Source organism: Caulobacter endophyticus (genome assembly GCF_003116815.1).
Lineage (GTDB): Bacteria > Pseudomonadota > Alphaproteobacteria > Caulobacterales > Caulobacteraceae > Caulobacter > Caulobacter endophyticus.
Genome location: NZ_QDKQ01000071.1, coordinates 172,170 through 197,338 on the forward strand (window position 1 = coordinate 172,170; position 25,169 = coordinate 197,338).

A 25,169-nucleotide genomic window follows, 5' to 3' on the forward strand; every position below is an offset into this window, starting at 1 on the left:
GCGTTGCGGACAGCCTCGGCGAGCCGGTCATTCGTCGCGGCGGTGACAAAACGGGGGGATTTGCCCTCGCGACTTGTAAATATTAACATATACAGATCGTGCGGCAATAATTCGGCCTTACTAACTGTAAGAATAGATCGCTGAGTTTATCTCATTCGAGAATGTCGGCCGAAGAGATGACAGAGACCAGTTCGGCCTGGCGGTGCACGCCGACCTTGACCATGGCCGACGCCATCTGCACGCGCAGGGTGTTGATGCTGACCTTGCGCTCGGCGGCGATCTCGGCCGGCTCGCGGCCCTGGGCCACGCGGGCGACGATCTCGGCCTCGGCCGGCGAGAAGTTGAACATCATCCGAGCCCGCTCGGCGATGTGCGGCGAGGCGCGGCCGACCTCGCGGACGGTGACCAGGGCGCAGCGGAAGCCGCTGTCGTCGGTGCTGAAGGGTTCGATCAGCACCACCAGCGGCTTCTGGCTGCGCGAGCGGTGAACCAGCATGGCGCCCGAGCGGCCCTGGCGCACCGCCGCGGCGATGCGGTTGTGCAGGGCCTCTGACTCGAAGCCGTTCTCCGCCGTCAGCAGTCCGCCCTTTTCGGAGAGGCCGTCGCCGTGCGCGACATAGCTCCAGGCCAGGTCGTTGGCGGCGTAGACGCAGCCCTCGCTGTCGGCGACGATGACGCCGAAGTTCACCAGATTGAGGATTGCGTTGGCGACGTGCGACTCGAACACGCCGCGTTCGACCTCCGAATCCACCACCTCGATCATCTTTATCAGTCCCATGTGCGACGCCCCGTATGGCTCGCCGCCGGTTCAGGAAGAAAGATCAGGCCCGTGATCGCGACGAAACTCTCGATTGGAATGCTGTCGCAATTGAAAACCGTATTGATTTATTCTGCCCACCGTCGGCTGGTTTACTGATTGGATATTATTTCCGGCGGGCTCGCATACCCTCCATTGGGTAGTCCAAATGACTAAGTCGGAAAGGCAACGTTGTCAGATTTGCGGGAAAGGCGCGGTTTTCTCCTGTTGGGCGAAAAGTGCGCAAATACAGGGAAATGTCCTTTTCTTGCTTTCAAAGTTGTAAGTGGGTCAGGCGCTGGCTGATCGCCAGCAGTCCCGTGGTCGCGCCGACGTGCAGGGCGCCGGCCGCGATGGCCACGCCGTAGGGGATGCCCGCACGGGTGCGGATCCAGCCGCCGAACGCGCCGGCGTAGGGACGGGCCGCCAGGGCCACCAGGACCAGGGCGCCGCCGGCGATGGCGGTGGCCACCAGCAGCAGCAGCAGGTTCTCCATGCCCGCGAACAGCGCCGCCACGGCCAGCAGCTTGACGTCGCCGGCGCCGATCAGCCGCCGGGCGAACATCGGCATGCCGGCCAGCATCACCAGGCCGAAGGCGCAGAAGCTCGACAGCCAGTTGGGCGTCGACCAGGTCAGGAGCTGGGCGAACAGGAACAGCACCGCCAGGGCGGCGACGGTCCAGTTGGGGATCTTGCGGGTCCAGGCGTCCCAGCCGGCCGCGACGACGAAGAGCGCGGCGTAGGCGACCGATCCGGCAAGGCGAACGAAGTCGATTTCCATCGGATTAGTCTCCCGACCGCCCTAAGAGCCGCCGCCGGGCATGGGAACGACCTCGGCGGGCGGTCCTCCGGCCAGAGTCGTCTGCGGCTGGGCCAGGGCCTGCAACACGCCAGCGGGCGGCTCGCGCCCCTGCAGGCGGGCCGAATAGGCCATGTTGCTCAGGACGATCCGCGAGTGAGGATCGGCTTCCATCGCGCGGGCGTAATAGCGCTCGCTCAAGTCGAAGCGGCCCAGCTTGTCGTAGACCACGCCCTGGGCGTTGAGCACCCGCACGTCGCCGGGCGCGCGGGTCGCGGCCAGTTGCAGCAGCTCCAGCGCCAGCGCGTAGTCGCGAGCCTTGATCGCCTGCGCCGCGCGGCCATAGAGCCGGTCCACCGCGGCGGCGGGGGCGGGCGGGGGCAGGGCGGCCAGGGCGCGGATCTCGGTCTGCGCGGGCTTGGGGCCCATGAAGGCGCTGGCCAACTGCTTGAGTGTGGCGCAGCCCGACAGCGGGACGAGCAGGGCGCAGGCGACGGACACGATGAGGAGCTTGGGCATCTCTAATGCCTCTTCATGGCGGGCATGAGGTTGTGGACGACGTCGAGGCCGGCCGGCAGCAGCAGAGCGGTGATGATCACCGGCAGGATGCAGGCCACCAGCGGGATGGTCAGCAGCACGGGGATGCGCATGGCCTTCTCCTCGCCCTTCAGGAACCGCTTCTCGCGCAGTTCGCCGGAGTAGGAGCGCAGGGTCTGGGTGATGCTGGCCCCCAGGCTGTCGGTCTGGATCATCAGGGCGGCGAAGGCGCGCAGGGCGTCGACATTGACCCGGTCGGCCATGCGCCGCAGGGCGTCGGCGCGGCTGCGGCCGGCCCGCAGCTCCTGGGAGACCTGGCTGAATTCGCGCGAGATCTCCGGGTGCGAGGGTTTGATCTCCTGGCTGACGCGGATGAAGGCCGCGTCCACGCCCAGGCCCGCCTCGACGCAGACCACCATCAGGTCCAGCGCATCGGGGAACTGGTGCTCAAGGCGCTCGCGGCGGCCGGTGGCCTTCAGATCGACGAAGATCGCCGGGATCACCAAACCCAGGCCGCACAGCAGCAGGGCGCCGGCGATCAGCGGCAGGCCGACGACGGGCTTGGCCGACAGCTTCTGGGCCAGCAGCAGGATGGCCGGCAGGCCGATGGCGCTGACCACCCGCACGAGGAAATAGCCGGGCACGGCGGCCGGGCCCTCGAAGCCGGCCTCGGCCAGGGTGCGGGCCAAGCCGGTGCGCTTCTCAGGCGTGTCGGCGCGCGGCGCGCGGGCCTGCAGCCAGTTCAGGAAAGGCGTCTTGGGCTTGGAGTCCTTGAGCAGGCCGCCGGTCGGGCCGGTCGCCAGGGCCGCGCCGCCCGCCGCTCGCTCTCGCATGCGGCGCTTGAGGGCGGCGCCCGCGTCGACCTGGCGAAACACCAGCAGGGCCATGGCGCCTACCGCCAGGAAGACGGCGACCTGCAGTCCGACGGAAACGAAAAGGTCCATGGCGAGGCCTCAGTACTTGAAAGTGACGATCCGGCGGATCATCAGCTGGCCGATGAGGTAGAGGACCACAACGCCGCTCACGACGGGCCAGAACGCCGGGTCCGAGAACTTGGTGGTGTAGAATTCCGGACGGAACACGCTGACCACGCCCACGCAGAACAGCGGCAGCAGGCTGAGGATCAGGGCCGACATCCGCCCTTCGCTCGACAGGGCGCGGATGCGCTTGGCCAGCGAGGCGCGGCCGCGGATCACCGTGGCCAGGCCGGCCAGGATCTCGGCCAGGTTGCCGCCTGTCTCGCTCTGGATGGCGATGCTGACGGCGAAGAAGGCCACGTCGGGCGATCCGGTGCGCCGGGCCAGGTTCGACAGGGCGTCGCGGAACTCCACGCCATAAGTGGTCTCGTCCAGCACCAGGCCGAACTCGGTGCCGATCGGGTCGGGCATCTCCTGGGTGACCAGGCCCACCGCCGAGATCACCGGATGGCCGGCGCGCAGGGCGCGGATCATCACGTCCAGGGCCAGCGGCAGCTGTTCCTCCAGTTTCGCCAGGCGCGCGGCGTGGCGCCGGACGATCCATATCGCCGCCACCGCGCTGCTGACGGCGGTCGCGCCGACGGCGGTGACCAGCACCTGCGAGACCGGCGTCTCGACCGGCTGGCCGCGCAGGAACACCAGCGCCAGCAGCCACAGGCCGGCCGCGGCGGCGGCCACCACGCCCAGCACCTGCAACGGACCGGCGGTCAGTCCCGACTGGCGCAGGTAGAGCGTGGCGCGACCATGCAGAGCGCCGTAGGGGGTGCGGTCGATCCAGCTGCCGCGCGGATCGCGCACCAGCGACTCGTAGACCTTGTCCTGGCTCATGCCGGCGGCCATCAGGGTCAGGCGTCGATTGACCCTCTGGGTCTGTTCGCGGGCCGACAGCAGCAGGCCGAAGATGGTCTGGCCGGCCAGCACCGCGGCCACGAAGGCCAGCACCAGGGCCATGGGAAAGAGAAGTCCTTGCATGGCGTCACCCCGAGATCCGGCCGGGCGAAAAGAGATTGGAAGGCAGCTCGACCCCGCGGGCGTGCAGCACCTCCATGAAGCGCGGGCGCACGCCCGTGGCTTCGTAGTTGCCGGACACCTTGCCGTCGGTCGTCCGGCCGGCCCGGCGGAAGCGGAAGATCTCCTGCATGCAGATGACGTCCTCCTCCATGCCGGTGATTTCCGACACCGACACGATGCGGCGGTGGCCGTCCTCCATCCGCTCGGCCTGAACGACAACGTGGATGGCCGAGGAGATCTGGCCGCGCACCGAGCGGGCGGGAATGTCGAGGCCCGCCATGCCGACCATCTGCTCCACTCGCGAAAGGGCGTCGCGCGGCGTGTTGGCGTGGACGGTGGTCATCGAGCCGTCGTGGCCGGTGTTCATGGCCTGCAGCATGTCGAAGGCCTCGCCCGAGCGGACCTCGCCGACGATGATGCGGTCGGGCCGCATGCGCAGGGCGTTGCGGACCAGTTCGCGCTGCTGCACCTCGCCTTGGCCCTCGATATTGGCCGGGCGGGTCTCCAGGCGGCCGACATGCGGCTGCTGCAGCTGCAGTTCGGCGGAGTCCTCGATGGTGATGATCCGCTCGCGCTCGTCGATATAGGCCGACATGGCGTTGAGCAGGGTGGTCTTGCCAGAGCCCGTGCCGCCCGAGATCAGCACGTTGCGGCGGGCCTGGACGATGGCCTCGAGCACCATGGCCATCTCCTGGGTGATGCTGCCCAGCTCGACCAGGCGGCTCATGGCCAGCGGCACGCGCGAGAACTTGCGGATCGACACCAGGGGGCCGTCCACGGCCAGCGGCGGGATGATGGCGTTGACGCGGCTGCCGTCGGCCAGGCGCGCGTCGACCATCGGCTGGCTCTCGTCGATGCGCCGGCCCACGGCGGCGACGATCTTGTTGATGATCCGCACCAGGTGCCGGGTGTCCTGGAACCGCACGTTGGTGCGATGCAGGCGGCCCTGCCGTTCCACATAGACCATCTCGTGGGTGTTGATCAGGATATCGGTGACGGTGTCGTCCTTGAGCAGCGGCTCGAGCGGGCCAAGACCCAGGAGCTCGTCCAGGATCTCGTCGACCAGCTGGTCGGTCTGGGCGGGGGTCAGCAGGCGCTTTTCGTCGGCCAGCAGGCCGCTGACCGCGCCCCGGATCTCCTGGCGCAGCGTCTCGCGCGGGGTGCGGTCCAGCAGGCTGAGGTTCAGAAGGTCGATCAGCCGCTGATGCAGGCGCACCTTCAGGCCCAGGGCGTCGTCGATCGGCGCGGGCTGGGCGAAATCGGCCGCGACGGCCTGGCTTTCGATCCGGCGTGTTTCTTCGCTCCAGAGCATGATCTATCTCCCGACCTGGGCGAGGGCGACCGGCTGGGCCGGAACCAGGGAGTCGGCGAGACGCCCGATCGCCGCCTCGAGCTTGCTGCCCCGGCGCACCGCGCTCAGCGCCAGGCCCTGGTTGATCGCCTGGTGCATCAGCTTGCGATCCTCGGGGATCACCATGTCGAAGGGCCGGCCGATGGCCTGCTCGGCCGCCTTCAGCGACAGGCCGCTGGCGCTGTCGGGCTCGACCTGGTTGCAGACCAGCGTCACCGGTACGTCGTCCAGCCGCTGGGCGCTCAGCATGTGCAGCTGCCGGCGGGCCAGATGCACGTGCGGCACCGACAGGTGGGTGACCAGCATGATCCGCTGCGACTGGCGCAGCAGGCGGTTGGTCCAGGCGGTCCAGACGGTGGGCAGGTCGACCAGGGTGGTCTCGAAGTCGCGGCGCAGGGCGGCCATCAGGCCGTCGACCAGGGTCGGGCTCAGGGCCTCGACCGGCATCATCTCCTGCGGGGCGCCCAGTACGGACACGCCGCTGCGGTGGGTGGGCAGGGACGAGGCGAAGGGCATTTCCTCCACCGCGCCGCCGGCCGCCAGCACCTGGCCCACCGTCACGGCGTCGCCGACGTCGAGATAGAGGGCCGCGGCGCCCATCTGCACGTCCAGGTCCGCCAGGCAGACGCCAGCTGCGCCCGCGCGGCCGGCCAGCATCACCGCCGTCTGGACCGCCAGCGATGTGGCGCCGACCCCGCCGCCGGCCTTGAGCACGCTGATGATCTCGCCGCTGCGCTTGTGGGCCCGGCCGGTGTCGAGGCGGCAGAATATCCTTTCCAGGGCGATGGCCAGGGTGGTGTCGCTGACGGGGGCGGGAAGCACGTCGGCCGCGCCCTGGTGCAACAGGCGCCGCGTCGCTTCGATGTCGGCGCCGCGCATGGCCACCAGCACTTCGAACCGCCCGGCGCTGGCCGCGATCCGCGAGGTCATCCGCTCCAGCTCTGCCGGGTCGCCGGCGTCCACGCCGACGATCAACAGGTCGAAGGCGTGGGCGGCGCGCTCGGGCCAGGCGCAGTCCAGCAACCGGAAGGTCACGGCCGGGAACATCGCCGACAGCATCGCCACCGGCGGATCGGCGCCCAGGCCCGCGCCGCAGAGGCCCACGCGCCAGGCCGTCGGACGGCTGGGCTGGGGCGGCGGGGCGACGGTCTTGGGACGGCCGAAATGGAGCAGGCTCACGACAGGCTCTCTCCGCTGAGTGTCGACGTCATGGTCGGCAGGGTGAAAGGGGCGACGCCGAAGATCTGCAGCGCGGCGCTCTGGAAGGTCAGGTTGGACACGCTGACGCTGACCAGCGGCTCCATGTCGGGGGCGTACGGGTTGCCCACCTTGCCGATGCCGACATGGCGATAGGTGATGGTCACGTCCGCGGCGGTGATGTCGGGCTGGTAGGCCTGCATCTTGTTCAGCACGGCGGTGAAGGTGGTGTTGTCGAAGCCCGGCGAACCGCCGCTGCCCTGAGTCTGCGTGCAGGTCGTGTTCGAGCCGGTGCAGCTGAAGGCCATGTCGGGCACGGCGCCGCCGCCGGCGATGCCCTGGGCGATGCCGTCGTAGCCGGCCATGTAGGTCGAGACCATCGGGCTGACGACGGCCAGGCGCGCACCCTCGCGGGTGGCGGTCTTGGCGGTGTTGATGGTCCAGCCCAGCCGGCCCATGTCGATCACCGCCAGAAGCATGGCGATGAAGGCGAAGCACACCAGGCCGAACTCGGCGGCCGTGGAGGCGTCTTCGTCGCGGGCCAGGCGCCCGAGGAGGGGAGCAAGGCGGGTCATTCGGTCCACGCCTGCTGGGCGCTGACCGTGAACGAGGTCAGCGAGACGCCGGTCAGCGGACCAAAGGATTCGATGTAGGGCGGGGTCGCGCTGACCTGCACCCGGGGCACGCCGGTCATGCCGTCGTAGCGGCCCGAATAGGTCCCGCCGGCGTTGCTGACGCAGGTGACGGTGACCGTCACCGTGGCGTTGCTGGTCCAACTGGCGATCAACGGCGCGCCCGAGCCGTCCCTGGTGCCGGTGCGGGTCAGGTTTTGGACGTTGGTCACGTCGCCGGCGTTGGTCAGGCCCGCGCAGGTCATCGGCAGGCGGGCGGCGTAGCGGGCGGCGTCGCGCACCGACGAGACGGCGATGTGGTAGTTCCAGAAGAGCCTTCCCGCACCGACGAAGGCGAAGCACAGCAGCACCATGAACGGCAGCACCAGGGCGAACTCCACCGCCGCCGAGCCCTCGCGCCCGACAAGCAGCCGGTCCAGCAGGCGGTGGGAAGGGGAAGGGCGCTCAATCATAGAGGCGCACCGAGTAGAGCATGGTCTCTGCGCCCACCGCCGAGGTGTCGGTGGTGGCGCCGATGACCTCGCCATAGATCGAGTTGCTGACGGCCGGGCCGATCAGGAACAGGTCGACATAGGCGATGACGTTGACGGTCGAGCTGCCGTGCACGTTGTCGGCGTTGCAGTTGACGACGACGGCTGAGATCGTGCGGCGATCGGGCGAGACCTGGGCGCCGGTCTTGTTGCACTGGGGCGCGGCGTAGTCGTGCGAGCCGCTGGTGGCTGTCTGGCTGTCCGAGAAGGCGCCGGCCGGCTTGGCGATGGCGCTGCTCAGCATCGCCAGTTCCCACTTGTAGACCTGATAGCGCGTGGGGCTGGTGGCGCCGGCCACCGGGGCGGGGCCGTAGGCCAACCAGCCCGTGCCGGTCGCGCCCGCCGGAACCTGCGGCGTATAGGTCGTCGGATTGATGCCCGAGTGGTTGGTGGCGAAGTACTGGGCGACGTTCCAGACGCCGCTGCCGACCACGCTCGACTGGTTGCAATCGCGGGGGAAGCCCATGCCGGTGGCGACCGCGGCGCTGCTGGAGCAGCTGTTGCTCGGCACGGCGACGGTGGGCGTGCAGGCGTTGGCGCCGGCGTTGGTCTTGGCGCCGACCATGGTGTTCATCGCCGGCAGGTACAGCGGGTCGTTCTTCAGGCCGCTGGCCGACGACTTGTAGACGTCGAAGCGGACGTTGAAGTAGTCGTCGGCCGAGGCGATGTTGCCGGTCTGGGTCTGGGCCACCGACCCGAAGCACTCGGTCAGCGGGGGGCTGCGGCCCATGGCGTTCTTGACGTCGGCCGCGCCCGACCCCACCGACAGGAACCCGAAGTTCCCGGGCCCCCAGGCCCCGTTGCCGCCGGGCGGCGGGGTCAGGACGAAGTTCTTGCCGATGTAGCTGTCCCCGTCGAACACCAGGCTGGTGGCCTCGTTGGGATTGCAGATCATCAGCGGCGGCACCTTGCAGATCGCCGTGCCGTAGCCGGCCACCGCGCGGGCGGTGGCGTTGAAGCCGGCCGCGCCGGTCAGCGCCCCGAACACCAGGCCGCGCGAGCGCGGCGCCAGATTGATGCGGATGAACTTGGCCGCGGCGTCGGTGGTCGCTGTGACGTCGGGGTCGCGACTGGAGAGAAAGATGATGTCGCTGGCGGCGACGGCCACGTTGGCCTCGTAGGTGTCGCCCAGGGCCTGGCGGTTGCTGACCAGGCTGCCCATGGCCGCCGTCTGGGCGCGTCCCATCGCCCCGCTCGCGCCATCCAGCTGGCTGGCGCCGGCCAGGGCGGCGGCGTCGACGGCGTTCTCCAGTTCGGCCCGCAGGGCGAGCGCCCGGCTGACGTCGAAGGCAAGGCCCCCGATGGCGACCAGTCCGATCAGGGCCACTCCTGTTAGGGTGGCCACCGTGCCGGAACGATCCTGGATGAAGCGCTTGGCGAGGGAAGGAACGGGCGACATGGTCAGTTGGCCGGAGACTTGGCCGCTCCCTTGTTGTCGATGCTGGAGGTGCTGGCCTGGGCGGGCTGGATCACCTGGTTCTTGCCGTAGCGGGTCGCCGCCAGGGTGGCCCGGACGCCGTCGCCGCCGGGCTGCAGCACGCCTTCGTAGCGGGCTTCCGGATCGGCCTTCTGGGCGGCGAGGTTGCTGCGCAGGGCCACGCCGAAGTCCGGCGACAGGTCCTTGCGGGCATCGGTGCAGCCGGTGAGGGCGGCAAGGGACGCGGCGACGAGCAGGGGCCTATTGAAGGACATGGCCTTGAGGTCCATCGACCCCTCCCTTGGCTGGTTGGGTGCTCGACTGGGTCTTGCCCAGCAGGAACAGCTCGGTGTCGGACGGCGGGACGAAGTTGTCGGCCGGCGTCGCCTGCCGGGCCCGGGTCGGCCGCACCAGGTGCGGGGTGACCAGGATCACCAGTTCGGTCTGGTTGCGCTGGTAGCTGGTCGAACGGAATAGCGAGCCCAGGATCGGCAGGTCGCCCAGCATCGGGAACTGGCGGATCTGATCCTGGTAGTCGTCGCGGATCAGGCCTGCGATCGTGAAGGACTCGCCGTCGCGCAGCTCGACCGTGGTCTTGGCGCGGCGCACCTTGATGCCGGGGATCCGCAGGCCGTTGCTGACGAACGAGGCGTTGGGGTCGATGCTCGAGACCTCGGGGTTGACCACCAGGTTCACCATGCCGTCCTGCAGGACGGTGGGGGTGAAGGCCAGGCCGATGCCGAACTGCTTGAACTCGACCGTGATCGTCGTCTGGCCGCCGCTCTGGTTCTGGGCCACGGGAACGGGGAACTCGCCGCCGGCCAGGAAGTTGGCCGTGTCGCCCGACATGGCCGTCAGGTTCGGCTCGGCCAGGGTCTTGACCAGGCCCTTGGTCTCCAGCGCGTCGAACAGCACGTCCAGGTCGACGTCGCCGGCCCGCAGCGGAAACTTCAGCAGGCCGAAGGTGTCGGTCAGGGTGGTGGCCACCCCTGTGTCGCCGGTGCCGATGACGAAGTTGTGGTAGTTCGGCGAGGCCGGGTTGGCGGTGTTCATATTCAGCCGCAGGGCCTTGGCCGTGGCGCGCTCCATCTCGACGATGCGCACCGACAGCGTGACCTGCTGGCTGCCCTGCACCGACAGCATGTTGACCACCTGACCGGGTGCATAGCTCTCGGCCAGGGCCGCGGCGCGGCCGGCCACGGCGCCGCTGCTGGCGGTGCCGGTCAGCACGATCGATTGGTTGCCCGAGGCGACCTTCAGGTTCTCCTCGTTGGGCAGGGCGTCGCGCATCCGCTGGCGCAGGGTCTCGACGTCGGCGCCGACCACCACGTTGGCGGCCGCCACCAGCTTGCGGCCGGGGCCATAGGCGGTCAGCGTCGTGCCGCCCAGCTTCTTGCCGACCACATAGACCGACCGCGAGGTCAGGGGCAGCACGTCGGCGGTGTCGGGATTGCCGATCATGATGTCCGTGTACGGAGCGGGCAGCTCCAGCACCTGGGCCTTGCCGACGGCGACATTGACCTCGACCTTGCGGACGGCGACGTCCGACAGAGCGGCCGGGGGCTGGGCCAGCGCGGTGGTCGGAGCCGCCGCCAGCAGGGGCAGCAGTCCGGCCGCGGCGGCCAGCAGCGAGCGTTTCAGGGTCATTTGAGCGGGTCCTGCGCCGCGCGCCTCAGCGGCGCGCCGGCGGGAGGGAGGGGGAACGGTGCGGGCCATGGTCACAGCCCCACCCGATAGCCGGTCGTTTCGACGCCGCGGGTCACGCGGACTTCGGTCGAAGGCGGGGCCATGGAAGAAGAGGCGGACCGGGGCGCGGCCGGACGGCGGGGCGCGACGGCCCGGACGGGCGTCAGCGCGGGCGCGTTGACCTGGGTAGGTCCCATGCCTCGCGACAGGTCGGCCAGCGTCATGGTCCGGCGGCCCAGCGGGGCCTGGTCGGAGATCTGCCGCAGGGCCAGCGACACCGCGCCCACGGCCTGGGCCAGGGTGATGGCCTGGGCCTGGTCGGGCGTAACCTCGACGGTGATCGCCTTGACCACTACGGGCTTGTCGGCGCCCTGGTCGTCGGACTGATCGACGCCGACGACGCGGACGTTCTCGGCCAGCACCTGGGTCAGGCTGGTCTCGGGCTGGTTGTTGTCCTTGCTGCGGGTCAGCAGCACGTCCACCCGGTCGCCCGGCAGCACGAACCCGCCGACGCCGGCGACGTCGTTGGCCCGCAGCGACACCGCCCGCATGCCTTCGCCCAACGAGCTGGCGAGGTTGGAGCGGCCGCCCGAGCCCGACACGCGGTCGGCCAGGATCGGCTCGTTGGCGGCGATGTCCTTCAGCGCGATGCGCGCGCCGCCCGGGCCTGACGCGGCCTCCGGGATGGAGCGGAAGGCGCCGGCCGGCACGGCGTCGGTCGGATAGTGCGCGACCTTGAGCACGGTGGACTGGAGCTTGAAGCCCCTCGCCAGCGGCTGGGCGGCGACGACGACCGGCGTCGAGCCGGTGTCCTTGACCACCGGGGCGTCCACGCGCCCGGCGCTCATATAGACCCGTGCCGCGAGCACGGCGCCCAGGCCCAGCACAGCGGCCGCGCCCAGGGATATGACGGTTTTCGTCTGCATTGTTGCAACCCCCTCCCCACGTCAGCGGGGAGCCTGTCCTGGCTCACCGCCATGGGTCGGCGACGCGGCTTGCCGCCCCGCGCCGCCGACGACTTGGTTCAGCAGTTCGCGGCCGACGGATTGGCCACGCAGGTGGCGGCGTCCGTGATGGCCGTGCCGATGTTGGTGCCCAGCAGCACCGCCGCGACGGCGATCGCGCTGCCGATGATCGCCAGGATCAGGGCGTATTCGGCCGCGGCCGCACCGTCTTCTTCAAAGAACAGTTCGCGCAGAGTATTCATGGCGTATCCTCCTCTAAGTTTTCTCAACCGCGCTGCTTTAGGCGCGGACAAAGAAGAGGTTTCCCCCTTCGTCGGAGATTTAACGTCTTAATTCTTTGGTAAGTAAATACATCGGCCGCCTTAATATGAAATCGGTATGGCGGGCCGCGATGCATATGGAGGATGCACTATTTTTCAGTATTTAGGGCGCGCAGGTCGCGTGTTTGGCGAATATGCTTTTGGGTGCGTGCGCCTGTTTGCCGCCAATAGGTTGTCGATGCGAGTTCTTCGCTCGGCGACCGCGATCAAGATTTCGGCCGGAGGTTGCACTACTCAATTTGGGGTGCCTGTTTGACCGCCTCCAATGCTCCGCAAGACGCCTTTCCGAGCCCGCGCCGCGTCGCCCGGGCGGGTGTCTTCCATTTGAAATAATTGATATTTTTGCTCGGCGTAAGCAGCGTGGTGCGACAGGATGACGCCCCGGCCACGAACCGCTCCGGGGCGCGATGCGCCGTTTGTCACCGCAGTGTTCGTCAACCCCGGAGAGAAACTGCTGGTTTGTGAAACCAAATATCACCATTCAGTCACGGTTTGACGCCTGGGGGATCGGAACGTGGCGAAGAAGCAGACCATTTCCCGGCTGGCTCAGGCCGCCGCGCTCGTCGACCAGCTGATCCACGCCATCGACACCGAGGGCCTTTCCAGGCGAGAGGCCGCCGCGGCCGCCGCCCAGGTGCTGGGCCTGGTTCAATCCCTCTCCCTGCGCGGCGATCCCGACGCCTCTGCCCTCAAGGCCGCCCTCGGCCGCCTGGCCGAGCGCCTGGCCCTGGCCAAGGACGATCCGGCCGCGCCCGAGGCCCCCGCCGTCGAAACCTCCGTCGCCGGATCCCGCTTCGCCAAGCGGCTGAAGCGCCTGGCCATGATCGTCACCGCGGGCGCGGTGCTGACCGCGCCGATGGCCGCCGCCGCGCGCGAGACCGGCGCTGGCCTGGCCGGATCTCTGATGGGGTCGTCGGCGGTGTCGATCGCCCTGATGGGCGCGCTGCCGGTTTATAATGTCGGCGACATGATCGTGAACCCCGTGTCGGGCGCCAGCGAGAAGGTGGTCGAGAAGCTGACCACGGTCGCGGTGCGCACCGAGGCGGGCAACATCATCCTGCTGGCGACCACGGTCGGCGACACCTTCACAGATCCCCAGGACGGCAAGTCCTACGAGGTTACGGCGGTCACCAAGAACACCGACGACCGGGTGATCGGCGTCACCGTCAAGGAAGCCGTCTCGGGGGCGAACTCCAACTTGGTCGTCGTCACCAACAAGTCGACCGACATCGGCAATGTCACGACCCCGCCGGGAACGGGCGGCGCCGGCGCGGGCAGCTTCGCGTTCACGCCGGCCACCGGCGACGTCAAGACCTTCGCGGACGCCAAGTTCGGAGCCAATGGCGGCAACGGCCATGATGGCGGCGGGGTCAGCATCTGCATCCCGTTCATCGGCTGCGCGACCATCGCCTACAGCCCCAGCGCCGGCGGGGCGGGCCAAGCCGGCCCGGCCGTCAGCCACGACCTGACCGTGGCCAACAACGGCGACATCCAGGTCGTCTCCGACAACCTGCCCGGCGTAGTGGTGTCCAGCGTCGGCGGCAACGGCGGTTCGGGCGGCGACGCCTATGGCAACATCAAGGGCGCGGCGGGCGGCGCGGCGGGCGCGGGCGGCGCGGTCACCCTGAGCAGCGCGGTGACCATCGTCACCGACGGGGTCAATTCGCATGGCGTCTTCGCCCAGAGCCGCAGCGGCCAGGGCGGCCAGGGCGGCACGGGTTATATCGCCGGCAGCGGCGGCACGGGCGGCACGGCCGGCCAGGGCGGCTCGGTCGCCGTCACCAATACCGGCGCGATCTACACCGGCAAGGCCGGGGCGATCGGCATCCTGGCCCAGAGCCTGGGCGGCGCGGCCGGCGGCGGGGGCGACAGCTACGGCATCATCGGCGATGCGGGCAGCGGCTCTGTGGGCGGCAACGGCGGCGCGGTGCTGGTCCAGCAGGCGGGCCTGATCCAGACCAAGGGCAAGGACGCTCACGGCGTGCTGGCCCAGTCGATCGGCGGTTCGGGCGGCAACGCCGGCGACGCGGGCGGGATCGTCACCTTCGGCGACAGCGGCCAGGCCGGCGGCACGGGCGGTTCGGCGCAGATCACCGCCCAGTCCGGCTCGACCACGCTCACCGAAGGCGAGGGCGCCCATGCCCTGTTCGCCCAGTCGGTGGGCGGCGGCGGCGGCAACGGCGGCGTCTCCATCGGCCTCGTCGCCCTCGGTTCGGGCGGCGGCGCGGGCGGCGACGGCGGCACGGCCAAGGTCACTGTCGAGAGCGGTGCGACCGTGGCCACAAAGAACGCCGACGCCCACGCCATCTTTGCCCAGTCGGTCGGTGGCGGCGGCGGCAGCGCCGGCGTCAGCGGCGGCCTTGTGGCGCTGGGCGCCAAGGCCGACGCCGGCGGCGTCGGCGGCGCTGTCGAGGTTTCCAGCAGCGGCGTCGTCTCGACCGACGGCGTCGACTCGCGGGGCGTCTTCGCCCAGAGCGTGGGCGGCGGCGGCGGTGCGGCCTCCGGCACGGGCGGTCTGGTCTCGCTCGGCGGGGCCGGTGCGCTCGGCGGCATTGGCGGCTCGGTCACGGTCACGACGGGCGCCGGCGGTTCGGTGAAGACGACCAAGCAGGGCGCCGATGCGATCTTCGCCCAGAGCGTGGGCGGCGGCGGCGGATCGGGCGCCAGCTCCGGCGGCGTCGTGGCCCTGGGCGGCACGGCCGGCGGCGGCGGCGCGGGCGGCGCGGTGATCGTCACCAACGGCGGCGTGGTCGAGACGGCCGGCGACAAGGCGCGGGGGATCTTCGCCCAGTCGGTGGGCGGCGGCGGCGGTTCGGGCGGCGACGGCGGCGGCCTGGCCACCATCGGCGGCAAGGGCGGCGCGGCCAGCACCGGCGGCGCGGTGACGGTGGCCAATACCGGCGCGATCACCACCAAGGGCGATCTATCCAGCGCCATCCAGGCCCAGAGCGTGGGCGGCGGCGGCGGCGACGGCGGCAGCACCGGCGGCGTCTTCCTGACCATCGGCGGCGGCGGCAGCACCGGCGGCGGCTCGGGCCTCGTCACCGTCAAGCACGCGGGCGACATCTTCACCGGCGGCGACGACTCGCACGGCATATTCGCCCAGAGCGTCGGCGGCGGCGGCGGCAACGGGGGCTCCAGCGTCTCGGTCAGCGCCTTCGCGGGCGTGGCCATCGGCGGCGACGGCTCGCTGGGCGGCGAGGGCGGCATGGTCGATATCGACCTCAGCCAGAGCACCATCACCAACGGCGGCTCCACCAGCCTGGTCAATCCGCTGATCGTCACCGACGGCGAGCGCTCGCGCGGGATCTTCGCCCAGAGCGTGGGCGGCGGCGGCGGCAGCGGCGGCTTCGCGGCCCAGGTCTCGGCCGGCTACGGCGTCGGGGCCAGCGCCGCCGTGGGCGGTCGTGGCGGGGCCGGCGGCAAGGGCGGCGCGGTCGATATCGACGGCGACGTGCTGATCCTGACCAAGCGCGACTATTCCGAAGGCCTGTTCGCCCAGTCGGTGGGCGGCGGCGGCGGCTCGGGCGGCTTTGCGCTGTCGTTCGCCTTCGCGGGGGGCGAGACCGCCGCGGCGGCCTTCTCGGTGGCGCTCGGCGGCAAGGGCGGCGACGGCGGCGAAGGCGGCCTGGTCGATATCAAGTCGGGCGGCGCGATCCTCACCGAAGGCAAGTTCTCGACCGGCCTCGTCGCCCAGAGCGTGGGCGGCGGCGGCGGCAACGGCGGCTACACCGTCAGCTTCTCGGGCGCCGGCGCAGGCGTGGCCTCGGCCTCGGCGGCCGTGGGCGTCGGCGGCAGCGGCGGCAAGGGCGGCAAGGGCGGCGTGGTCGATGTCGACTTCGACGGCGCCATCACCACGGGCGACGATGACTCCATCGGCGCGCTGATCCAGTCGGTCGGCGGCGGCGGCGGCGGCGGCGGCTTCAACGTTTCGGGCGCGATCGCCGTGGCCGGCACGGCCGGCGTCGGCGCCTCGGCCGGGGTCGGCGGCAGCGGCGGCGACGGCGGTTTCGGCGACGCTGCCACGGGCCGGATCGGCGGCGACGTGACCACCGGCGGCAAGCGCTCGACGGCCGTGATCGTCCAGAGCGTGGGCGGCGGCGGCGGCTCCGGCGGCTTCAATGTCGCCGGATCGATTGGCGGCGCCGGTACGGCCGGCGTGGGCGTTTCGGTCGGGATCGGCGGAGCGGGCGGCGGCGGCGGCGACGCCGGGACCGCCGCCGGCACGGTCGAGGGCGACATTCACACCAAGGGCGACCAGTCCGGCGGCCTGCTGGTTCAGAGCGTGGGCGGCGGCGGCGGCTCGGGCGGCTTCAACGTCTCCGGCGCGATCGGCGTCGGCCAGACGGCGGGGGCGGGGATCTCGGTCGGCGTAGGGGGCGCGGGCGGGGGCGGCGGCGACGGCAAGCTGGTGATCGCCAGCATGACCGGCGACACCCTGACCGAAGGCGCGGACGCCGACGGCGTGGTGGCCCAGAGCATCGGCGGCGGCGGCGGGGCTGGCGGCTTCAACGTTTCCGGCTCGATCGGCGGCGCGGCCACGGCGGCCGGCGGCATCAGCGTCGGCGTGGGCGGCAGCGGCGGCGACGGCGGCAAGGGCGGCGAGGTTCGCCTGGACGTGGTCGGCACGACCGCCACCAAGGGCGCGCACAGCGACGCCATCATCGCCCAGAGTGTTGGCGGCGGCGGCGGAAGCGGCGGCTTCTCGGTCGCGGCGGGCATCGGCGTCTCGGCCAACGGCGCGGGCACGGTCAGCGTCGCCGTGGGCGGCAGCGGCGGCAAGGGCGGCGACGCCGACATTGTCACCCTCAAGGTCAATGACGGCGCGGTCGATCCGCTGGGCGACCTGATCGCGGCGGTGACCGAGGGCGACGGCGCGCGCGCCGTCGTCGCCCAGTCGGTGGGCGGCGGCGGCGGCGCCGGCGGCTTCACCATCGCGGGCGGCTTCTCTGCGGCCAAGAACGGCGCGGGCAACATCGGTGTCGGCGTGGGCGGCGGCGGCGGCGACGGCGGCGACGGCAAGGCCGTGACCGGCAAGATCACCGGCGACGTCGGGACAAAGGGCGCGGACGCCTCGGGCGTGCTCGTCCAGAGCGTGGGCGGCGGCGGCGGCAGCGGCGGCTTCAACGTCACAGGCGGCATCGCCGCGTCCAAGACCGTGGCCGGCAACATCCTGGTCGGGGTCGGCGGCCTTGGCGGCAAGGGCGGCGACGCGGGCAAGGTCGACGGCGGCGTCACCGGCGACATCGTCACCGTGGGCGATCGCGCCTTCGGGGCCAGCTACCAGAGCCTGGGCGGCGGCGGCGGCGCGGGCGCCTTCAACATCACCGGCGGGATCAGCCTGGCCGCCAGCGGCGGCGGGAGCGGCACGCTGGGCGTCGGGGTCGGCGGCTTCGGCGGCGACGGCGGCAAGGCCGGCGAGGTCGACGCCACGCTGACCGGCAATATCTCGACCAAGGGCGACGACGCCCACGGCGCCCTGCTGCAGAGCGTGGGCGGCGGCGGCGGCTCGGGCGGTTTCAACGTTACCGGCCTGGTCAACGCCTCGCAGGGCGCCAACGGCGCCATCGGCTTTGGCCTGGGCGGCTTCGGCGGCGGCGGCGGCGGCGCCGACATCGTCAAGGGCGTGCTGACCGGCAATGTCGCCACGGAAGGCGACGGCTCGTTCGGCGCCATGCTGCAAAGCCTGGGCGGCGGCGGCGGCAACGGCGGGATCAATGTCAGCGGCTCGGTGGCCCTGTCGGCCAGCAGCAACGCCGCGGTGGCCATCGGCCTGGGCGTCGGCGGCTTTGGCGGCGGCGGCGGCGACGCCAGGGACGTGACCGGAACCGTGACCGGCCGCTACCAGACCTCGGGAGACGAGGCCGACGGCGTGGTGGCCCAGTCGATCGGCGGCGGCGGCGGTTCGGGCGGTCTCAATGTCTCGGGCGCGGTGGCGGTCAGCGCCGGCACGGCCGGGACCGGCTCGGTCGGCATCGGCGGCTTTGGCGGCGCGGGGGGCGGTTCCGGCGCCGTGACCCTGACCCGCGTGGGCGACACCCTCACCGACGGGGCCAATTCGGACGGAATCATCGCCCAGAGCGTCGCCGGCGGCGGCGGTCAGGGGGGCATCAACGTCGCCGGCGGCCTGTCGGCGACCACCAAGGGCGGCGCCGGCAGCTTCGGCTTCGGCCTTGGCGGCTTCGGCGGCGACGGCGGCGACGCGGGCGACGTGAAGGCCAGCGTCACCGGCAATGTCTGGGCCCAGGGCCTGGAGTCCGACGTCACCACGCCGCAGCAGGTGGTCAAGATCCCGCTGCTCGGCTCGGAGTTCGAGTTCATCATCCCGGCCGACCGCACGCGCCTCAACGGCTCCAACGGCGTCGTCGTTCAGAGCGTGGGCGGCGGCGGCGGCTCGGGCGGTCTCAACGTCACCGGCCAGCTGTCGCTGACCAAGCCCGGCGGCTCCTCGTCCGCCCGCGCGATCTCGCTCGGCGTCGGCGGTTTCGGCGGCGCGGGCGGCGACGCCGGCAAGGTCGACCTGGCCATCGCCGGTCCCGCCGCCGACCACGTGCAGGTCACCGCCGTCGGCGACGACCGTTACGCGGCCGTGGCCCAGTCGATCGGCGGCGGCGGCGGCGCGGGCGGCATCAACGTCTCAGGCGGCCTCGCCATGGACGGCCAGCTGGTCGCGGGCGTCGGCGGCTTCGGCGGCGACGGCGGCCTCGGCAAGGACGTCAAGGCCGACGTCACCGCCAACCTGTTCGCGGCCGGCGATCGTTCGCGCGGCCTGATGGCCCAGTCGATCGGCGGCGGCGGCGGCGCTGGCGGCATCAACATCTCCGGCGGGATCAGCGCCGACACCTCGGGCGACGAGCCCTCGGTCGTCTTCGGCATCGGCGGCTTCGGCGGCGCGGGCAACATCAGCGGCGACGTCACGGTCTCCCAGGACGGCCAGGTCTGGGTCGAGGGCGTCGACGCCATTGGCGTGCTGGTGCAAAGCGTCGCCGGCGGCGGCGGCTCGGGCGGCCTCAATGTCGCGGCCGACGTCAACATGGGCAAGTCGACCTCGTCCTCGAACGGCTTCGCCATCGCCGTCGGGGTCGGCGGCAAGGGCGGGACGGGCGCCGACGCCGGCGACGTCTCCCTGAACAGCCTCGGCGACGTCATCATCAACGCCCGCCTGAAGGCCAATCCGATCGCGGGCGAGGACACGCTCGAGGCGGTCGATTTCACCGGCGGCGCCAAGGGCGTGCTCGTCCAGTCGATCGGCGGCGGCGGCGGGGTGGGCGGCGTCAGCGCCACCGGCGCCATCGCCCCGTCCGGCAATCCGGTCGCCCTGGGCGTCGGCGGCTCGGGCGGTTCGGGCGGCGACGCCGGCACGGTCACCGTCGTGCGCGGCTATGCCGACGACGGCTCGGTCGAGGCCCGCCTGATCCGCACGTTCGGCGACGACTCCAGCGGCCTGGTGGCCCAGAGCATCGGCGGCGGCGGCGGCTCGGCGGGGATGAACTTCACCATCGCCGCCACCGTGGCCAACAAGACCGATAACCCCGTCGCGGCCATCATCACCGTCGGCGGCGACGGCGCAGGCGCCGGTTCGGGCAAGAAGGTCGACGTCGCCCACGCCGGCAACATCGTCACCGACGGCGCCCATAGCGACGGCCTGATGGCCCAGAGCGTCGGCGGGGGCGGCGGCTCGGGCAATTTCAACATCGGCGCCGGCGTGCTGAAGGACGCCTCCGCCCTGAACATGGCCATCGGCGGCGCGACGGGCGCGGCCGGCGACGGTGGCGAGGTCACGGTCGACCATCTCGGGACCATCGTCACCAAGGGCGACAATTCGGTCGGCCTGCGCGCCCAGTCGATCGGCGGCGGCGGCGGCAACACCGGCCTCGACATGGCCATGGGCCCGCTGAACCGCAACGAGGTCAACATCACCATCGGCCGCATCGGCGGCTCGGGCGGCGTCGGCGGCAAGGTCGACGTGACCTCCAAGGGCGCCATCGACACGACGGGCGACGAGTCCTCGGCCATCTTCGCCCAGAGCGTGGGCGGCGGCGGCGGGGCCTCCAGCGCCACCACGGTGAGCATCACCGGCACGCGCGGCCAGGGCGAGAACGCCGAGTCCTTCGGCGGCGCGATCAGCGTCGGCCTGGATGGCGGGCTCGGGGCCAAGGGCGGAGACGTCAAGGTCGACGTGGAAGGCGCGCTCACGACACGCGGCGACGACGCCCGCGGGATCTTCGCCCAGAGCCTGGGCGGCGGCGGCGGCGTCGGCGGCGGCGCGTCCAACACCATCGTCCGCGCCTCGGCCGCGGCGGCCGTGGGCGTCGGCGGCAAGGGCGGCGTCGGCGCGATCTCGGGCAAGGTCGAGGTCGACAGCGACGCGACCATCGTCACCGAGGGCGCACGCTCCGACGGGATCCTGGCCCAGGCCATCGGCGGCGGCGGCGGTCTTGGCGGCATGACCCGCACGATCGCCTTCCAGGTCGGCGGCGCGCCCTCGGGCACGACCACCCGCACGGCTACGGTCAGCGTCGGCGGCGACGGCGGCTCCGGCGCGGTGGGCGGCGCGGTCGAGGTTGCAAGCAGCGGCGTCATCTACACCAAGGGCGACGACGCGTTTGGCGTCCGCGCCCAGTCGATCGGCGGCGGCGGCGGCATCGGCGGCGCGGTGCTTCAGGTTCGCGCCCAAGGCACGAACAGCAACGACTCCTTCGACCTCAACATCGGCGGCTCGGGCGGAACGGGCGGCGCCGGCGGCGCGGTCGAGGTGCTCAACACCGGCCTGATCGTCACCGAAGGTCGCGGCGCGGCAGGGATCTCGGCCAACAGCATCGGCGGCGGAGGCGGCGACGGCGGCATCGTCGTCGACGTGGTCGGCGGCTACACCGGCGCGGACAAGCAGAGCCACCGCTACGTGATGAACATCGGCGGTTCGGGCGGCGACGGCGGCACGGGCGGCGACGTCACCGTGACCAACCGCGCCCTGGCCGGCGTCAAGGACAGCGGCGCGATCTCGACGTCGGGCGAGCGGGCCTACGGCGTCTTCGCCCAGAGCCTGGGCGGGGGCGGCGGCAACGGCTCGACCATCCTGTCGCTGACGGCCCTGAAGAGCGGCGAGAACAGCGCCTCGATCGGCCTCAACATCGGCGGGATCGGCGGCTCGGGCAACGCCGGCGGCAAGGTCGTGGTCGACAACGCCGGCCTGATCCAGACCACCGGCGCGGACGCCTACGGCGTGCTGGCCCAGTCGATCGGCGGCGGCGGCGGCAACGGCGGCATGGTCATCGCCGCCAACCTGTTGATCGGCGCGCTCGGCAATGCCCCTCTGGTTTCGCTGGGCGGGCTCGGCGGCGACGGCGGAGACGGCGGCGAGGTCATCGTCACCAACAGCGGCCGCATCCTCACCACCGGCGCCCGCGCCCACGGCATCGTGGCCCAGAGCATCGGCGGCGGCGGCGGCGACGCCCAGATGGCCTTCAGCCTGACCGGCGAGGCCAAGAGCCTGATCCTCTCCAACGCCCTGGCTGCTACGGTCGGCGCCGTCGGCGGCGGTTCAGGCGGGCAGGGCGGGGCGGTCACCGTCAACCACTCCGGCGACATCACCGTGCTCGGCGACGGCGCCATGGCGATCAAGGCCGAGAGCATCAACGGCGGCGGCGGCACGCTCGGCCTCGACTTCTCGGGGATCATCGGCCTGCCGGGCCAGCCCTATCTCAAGCCCGACGGCTCCACCGGCCGTGTGGATCCGATGGTCGTCGCCAAGGCGGGCGCTGAGAACGTCTCCAGTGCGGCCGGCGGCCTCGTCACCGTCAAGACCACGGGCACGTTCGGCGCGGCGGGCAAGAACGGCGTGGCCTCGTTCGCCCAATCGATCGGCGGCGGCGGCGGCGCGATCGACCTCAATCTGCTGCTTTCTGGCCAGCTCGACGAGGTCAATGTCGATGCTCCGGTCGCCACCCAGGTCCAGCTGGGCCTCGGCGGCTCGGGCGGCCAGGACGTCGGCGGCGGGACCCTCGTCAGCGAACACGCCGGCCAGATCGTCACCACCGGCGTCAACACGGCCGGGGTGCTGGCCCAGTCGATCGGCGGCGGAGGCGGCCGCGCGAGCGGCGACATCGCCGTTCCGGCCGGCGCGCTGCTGGGTGCAACGACCCTCACCCTCGGCGGCCAGAACCAGACCGACGCGGCCGGCGGCGCGGTCACCCGCATCCAGGGCGGTGCGGTCACCACCACCGCGGCCAGCGCTTCGGGCGCGATCCTGCAGTCGATCGGCGGCGGCGGCGGTTCAGCCGGCGTCAACCTGACGGGCGCGGGCTCGACGGGCGCGACCGTGGTCGCGGCCCTGGGCGCGCAAGGCGGTTCGGGCCTCTCCGGCGGCGACGTCACGGGCGTCTTTACCGGCGGCGTCACCACCGTGGGCGACCATGCCCTGGGCCTGGTGGTCCAGTCGATCGGCGCAGGCGGCGGCGAGGTGCATGTCACCGGCTCGCCCAAGCTGACGGTCGCCCTGGGCGCTACGGGCGGCACGGCCGGCGACGGCGGCGACGTGACCCTGGCCAACACCGGCGCGGTCTATACGGCGGGCGCGGGCGCCCACGGCGTCTTCCTGCAGTCGGTCGGCGGCGGCGGCGGCGCGGCCTTCGGCGGCTCCTCGGCCTCGACCGTGGCGCTCAACGCCGGCGGCGTCGGCGACGGCGGCCATATCGACTTCCGCCAGGCCGGCGACATCGTCGCCACCGGCGCGGGCGCCTATGGCGTCGTCGCCCAGAGCCTCGGCGGCGGCGGGGGCTGGGTCGACGGCAAGTTCGCAGGCTCGGCGGGCGGGCAGGGGCAGGGCGGGGCGATCGACCTCGTGCTCTCCGGCCAGGTCTATGCCGGCGGCGCCGACTCCACCGCCGTACTGGCCCAGAGCCTGGGCGCGGACGGGGCGGGGAGCATCGCCGTGCGCACAACCGGTTCGGTGCGCGGCGGCTCGGGAACGGGCGCCGGCGCCCAGATCAGCGGCGGGGCGGCTAACGCCCTGGCCAACACCGGCCTGATCTCGGCCGTCTCGGGCAAGGCCATCGTGTCGGGCCAGGGCGACGAGCGGATCGACAACCGCGGCGTCGTCATCGGCGATATCGACCTGGGCGCGGGAATCAACGCCTTCGACAACCAGTCGGGCGGGGCCTTCATGGCCTTCAGGACCATCGACCTGCGCGATCCGGCCGGAACCGGTCCGCTGTCGACCCTGGGCGGCGGGATCTCCACCCTCGGCGTGTCGGCCCAGGCCGTTCCCAACGGCGCGGCGACCTTCACCAACAGCGGCGACTTCCTGATGGGGCTCTCGGCCTCGCGCGCGCCGATCGACCTGGCCGCCGGCGCTGCCTTCGCCAACCTCGACGCCCTCGGTGACGCCAAGACCAACGCCTATTACGGCGCGCGGGTGATCAACACGGTCGCTCTCGACGGCCACTTCGTGCAGACGGCGACCGGTCGTTCGGTCTTCGACGTCGCCTTCGGGCCCTACGCCTCCGACCGCGTCGACGCCACCGGCGACGTGGCCCTGGCCGGAACCGGCGACGTCACCCTGACCTGGCTCCAGGATTCAAAGCCCGTGACCCTGTTCACGGCCGGCGGCTCGGTCAGCGACAACGGCTTCAAGGTCACCGACACCCTGGCCATGGACTATCGCGTCCAGGCCAGCGGCGGCGCGGTTCAGCTGGCCTTCGACACCCGCTTCGACCAGGGCTTCCTCGCCCTGAACGAGCGAGCGCTGGGCCAGCACATGAACTCGGCGGTCAAGGTCGGCGACAGCGGCGGCATCGGCCGCCTGATGGCTCTGATCGGCAACCTGCAGGTCGGCCAGGAGGCTGCCTACAAGTCGATCTTCGCCAGCCTGAACCCCGAGCCGCACCTGGCCCCGCTGCGCAGCCAGCTGGCGACCGCCAACGGCTTCTCGCAGGCCATGTTCGGCTGCGCCAACCCGACCCTGCAGGTGGACGGCAAGTGCTCGTGGGCGACCATCGAGCGGGCCGTGGCCGACGGCGAGCGCGATCCCGACACCCTGGCCGTCAAGGCCGAGGGCGGCCGCCTGCGCGGCGGCTTCGAACAGACCCTGGACGACGGCTGGTCGTTCGCCACGGCGGTCGGCTACGAGCGTCTCGACCGGGTGATCGTCGACGGCGGCCGCTCGTGGTCGCAGGGCCAGGGCTTCAGCGCCGGCGCGGGCTTCAAGCATCGCTCTGGCGGGGCGGAGATGGCCTTCTCGCTGTCGGGCGGCTGGCAGTGGATGGAGACGGCGCGCCTTGTCGACCTCTTCACCATCGGCCGCGCCGAGTCCGATCCGGAAAGCGGCTACATCCGCGCCGACACCCGTTTTGCCTACGTCGTCGAGAACGGCCGCCTGTTCGTGCGTCCGGCGCTCAACATGTGGGGTACGGGCCTGCATCAGCGGCGCTTCGAGGAGCGCGGTCTCGACGGCATGGGCGCGCGGGGCCTCTCGCACACCCAGCTGATCTGGACGGCCAATCCCGAACTCACCCTGGGCTTCGTGATGAAGGAGACGGCGCGCAGCCAGGCGGCGGTGTCGTTCACCGTCGGCGGGCTGTTCAACTCGACCGACAGGATAGAGATGCCGTTCCAGCTGATGGGCGCCAACGCCTCGTCCGACGCGGCCGACATCCGCACCGCGCTCGACCGTTCGGGCTGGCGCGCGGGGGTCGACTTCCAGGTGATCGGCGACGACAAGGTCTCGGTGAAGTTCAACTACACCACCGAGTTCGGCGACCGGACCAGCAACCAGGCCGCCGGCCTGAACGTGCGGGTGCGGTTCTAGGGGCGACGGCTTTGGGAGGGCGCCGTTTCGGCACGGCTCCTCCCGAAGTTGTCCCCAAAGGTGCGACATCCGGGGCACAGTCGGGTTTAATTGACGCTGCGGCGCGCAACGCTCTGGCGGCGCAGCGGCTTGATCTCCATGTGGGG

15 protein-coding genes are annotated in these 25,169 nt (G+C 71.4%); 1 reads left to right on the forward strand and 14 read right to left on the reverse strand.

From position 1 onward, the window contains the following. Positions 1–151: 151 nt before the first annotated feature. The 14 genes from DDF67_RS22225 to DDF67_RS22290 all read right to left on the reverse strand — a co-directional run bounded on the left by DDF67_RS22225 (position 152) and on the right by DDF67_RS22290 (position 12,140). Entirely contained in the window at positions 152–778 is a 627-nt protein-coding gene (locus tag DDF67_RS22225) for a helix-turn-helix transcriptional regulator (RefSeq protein ID WP_109454973.1), read from the reverse strand. Positions 779–1,070: 292 nt separating this feature from the next. After that, positions 1,071–1,577 (reverse strand): A24 family peptidase, encoded by a 507-nt coding sequence (locus tag DDF67_RS22230; RefSeq protein ID WP_109454974.1) that lies wholly within the window; start codon positions 1,575–1,577, stop codon positions 1,071–1,073. Between the two features lie 21 nt (positions 1,578–1,598). Continuing rightward, the gene (locus DDF67_RS22235) at positions 1,599–2,114 is read right to left on the reverse strand and encodes a tetratricopeptide repeat protein (protein WP_109454975.1); all 516 of its coding nucleotides are present in this window, start codon (positions 2,112–2,114) and stop codon (positions 1,599–1,601) included. A 2-nt stretch (positions 2,115–2,116) separates the two neighbouring features. Further along, positions 2,117–3,076 (reverse strand): type II secretion system F family protein, encoded by a 960-nt coding sequence (locus DDF67_RS22240; protein ID WP_109454976.1) that lies wholly within the window; start codon positions 3,074–3,076, stop codon positions 2,117–2,119. A 9-nt stretch (positions 3,077–3,085) separates the two neighbouring features. Continuing rightward, a complete protein-coding gene (locus DDF67_RS22245; protein WP_109454977.1) occupies positions 3,086–4,081 on the reverse strand; it encodes a type II secretion system F family protein in 996 nt (331 codons plus the stop codon). Between the two features lie 4 nt (positions 4,082–4,085). Then, a complete protein-coding gene (locus tag DDF67_RS22250) occupies positions 4,086–5,432 on the reverse strand; it encodes a CpaF family protein (protein WP_109454978.1) in 1,347 nt (448 codons plus the stop codon). Positions 5,433–5,435: 3 nt separating this feature from the next. After that, on the reverse strand, positions 5,436–6,650 hold the full coding sequence (locus DDF67_RS22255) for an AAA family ATPase (RefSeq protein ID WP_109454979.1): 1,215 nt from the start codon (positions 6,648–6,650) through the stop codon (positions 5,436–5,438). Further along, positions 6,647–7,243 carry a TadE/TadG family type IV pilus assembly protein gene (locus tag DDF67_RS22260; protein ID WP_109454980.1) on the reverse strand — a complete coding sequence of 199 codons (597 nt, stop codon included), beginning with the start codon at positions 7,241–7,243 and terminating at the stop codon, positions 6,647–6,649. Before DDF67_RS22260 ends, DDF67_RS22255 begins: the two co-directional genes overlap by 4 nt. Further along, positions 7,240–7,752, reverse strand: a complete 513-nt coding sequence (locus tag DDF67_RS22265) for a TadE/TadG family type IV pilus assembly protein (protein WP_158278100.1) — start codon at positions 7,750–7,752, stop codon at positions 7,240–7,242. The genes DDF67_RS22260 and DDF67_RS22265 overlap by 4 nt, the downstream gene beginning before the upstream one ends. Next, the gene (locus DDF67_RS22270) at positions 7,745–9,229 is read right to left on the reverse strand and encodes a pilus assembly protein TadG-related protein (RefSeq protein WP_109454982.1); all 1,485 of its coding nucleotides are present in this window, start codon (positions 9,227–9,229) and stop codon (positions 7,745–7,747) included. Before DDF67_RS22270 ends, DDF67_RS22265 begins: the two co-directional genes overlap by 8 nt. A gap of 2 nt (positions 9,230–9,231) precedes the next feature. Next, positions 9,232–9,537 (reverse strand): hypothetical protein, encoded by a 306-nt coding sequence (locus tag DDF67_RS22275; RefSeq protein ID WP_109454983.1) that lies wholly within the window; start codon positions 9,535–9,537, stop codon positions 9,232–9,234. Continuing rightward, entirely contained in the window at positions 9,509–10,894 is a 1,386-nt protein-coding gene (locus DDF67_RS22280) for a type II and III secretion system protein family protein (RefSeq protein WP_158278101.1), read from the reverse strand. The genes DDF67_RS22275 and DDF67_RS22280 overlap by 29 nt, the downstream gene beginning before the upstream one ends. A 71-nt stretch (positions 10,895–10,965) precedes the next feature. Beyond that, positions 10,966–11,859 carry a Flp pilus assembly protein CpaB gene (gene cpaB, locus DDF67_RS22285; RefSeq protein ID WP_109454985.1) on the reverse strand — a complete coding sequence of 298 codons (894 nt, stop codon included), beginning with the start codon at positions 11,857–11,859 and terminating at the stop codon, positions 10,966–10,968. A 98-nt stretch (positions 11,860–11,957) separates the two neighbouring features. Further along, positions 11,958–12,140 carry a Flp family type IVb pilin gene (locus DDF67_RS22290; RefSeq protein WP_109454986.1) on the reverse strand — a complete coding sequence of 61 codons (183 nt, stop codon included), beginning with the start codon at positions 12,138–12,140 and terminating at the stop codon, positions 11,958–11,960. 592 nt (positions 12,141–12,732) lie between these two features. Between DDF67_RS22290 and DDF67_RS22295 the strand changes: the two genes are divergently transcribed. Then, complete coding sequence (locus DDF67_RS22295) at positions 12,733–25,023, forward strand: autotransporter outer membrane beta-barrel domain-containing protein (RefSeq protein ID WP_109454987.1); 12,291 nt, start codon at positions 12,733–12,735, stop codon at positions 25,021–25,023. Positions 25,024–25,169 lie beyond the last annotated feature (146 nt).

Coding starts and splice junctions, on each gene's coding strand:
- DDF67_RS22225 (WP_109454973.1), bottom strand. CDS start 778: ATGGGACTGATAAAGATGATCGAGGTGGTGGATTCGGAGGTCGAACGC.
- DDF67_RS22230 (WP_109454974.1), bottom strand. CDS start 1,577: ATGGAAATCGACTTCGTTCGCCTTGCCGGATCGGTCGCCTACGCCGCG.
- DDF67_RS22235 (WP_109454975.1), bottom strand. CDS start 2,114: ATGCCCAAGCTCCTCATCGTGTCCGTCGCCTGCGCCCTGCTCGTCCCG.
- DDF67_RS22240 (WP_109454976.1), bottom strand. CDS start 3,076: ATGGACCTTTTCGTTTCCGTCGGACTGCAGGTCGCCGTCTTCCTGGCG.
- DDF67_RS22245 (WP_109454977.1), bottom strand. CDS start 4,081: ATGCAAGGACTTCTCTTTCCCATGGCCCTGGTGCTGGCCTTCGTGGCC.
- DDF67_RS22250 (WP_109454978.1), bottom strand. CDS start 5,432: ATGCTCTGGAGCGAAGAAACACGCCGGATCGAAAGCCAGGCCGTCGCG.
- DDF67_RS22260 (WP_109454980.1), bottom strand. CDS start 7,243: ATGACCCGCCTTGCTCCCCTCCTCGGGCGCCTGGCCCGCGACGAAGAC.
- DDF67_RS22265 (WP_158278100.1), bottom strand. CDS start 7,752: ATGATTGAGCGCCCTTCCCCTTCCCACCGCCTGCTGGACCGGCTGCTT.
- DDF67_RS22270 (WP_109454982.1), bottom strand. CDS start 9,229: ATGTCGCCCGTTCCTTCCCTCGCCAAGCGCTTCATCCAGGATCGTTCC.
- DDF67_RS22275 (WP_109454983.1), bottom strand. CDS start 9,537: ATGGACCTCAAGGCCATGTCCTTCAATAGGCCCCTGCTCGTCGCCGCG.
- DDF67_RS22280 (WP_158278101.1), bottom strand. CDS start 10,894: ATGACCCTGAAACGCTCGCTGCTGGCCGCCGCGGCCGGACTGCTGCCC.
- cpaB (WP_109454985.1), bottom strand. CDS start 11,859: ATGCAGACGAAAACCGTCATATCCCTGGGCGCGGCCGCTGTGCTGGGC.
- DDF67_RS22290 (WP_109454986.1), bottom strand. CDS start 12,140: ATGAATACTCTGCGCGAACTGTTCTTTGAAGAAGACGGTGCGGCCGCG.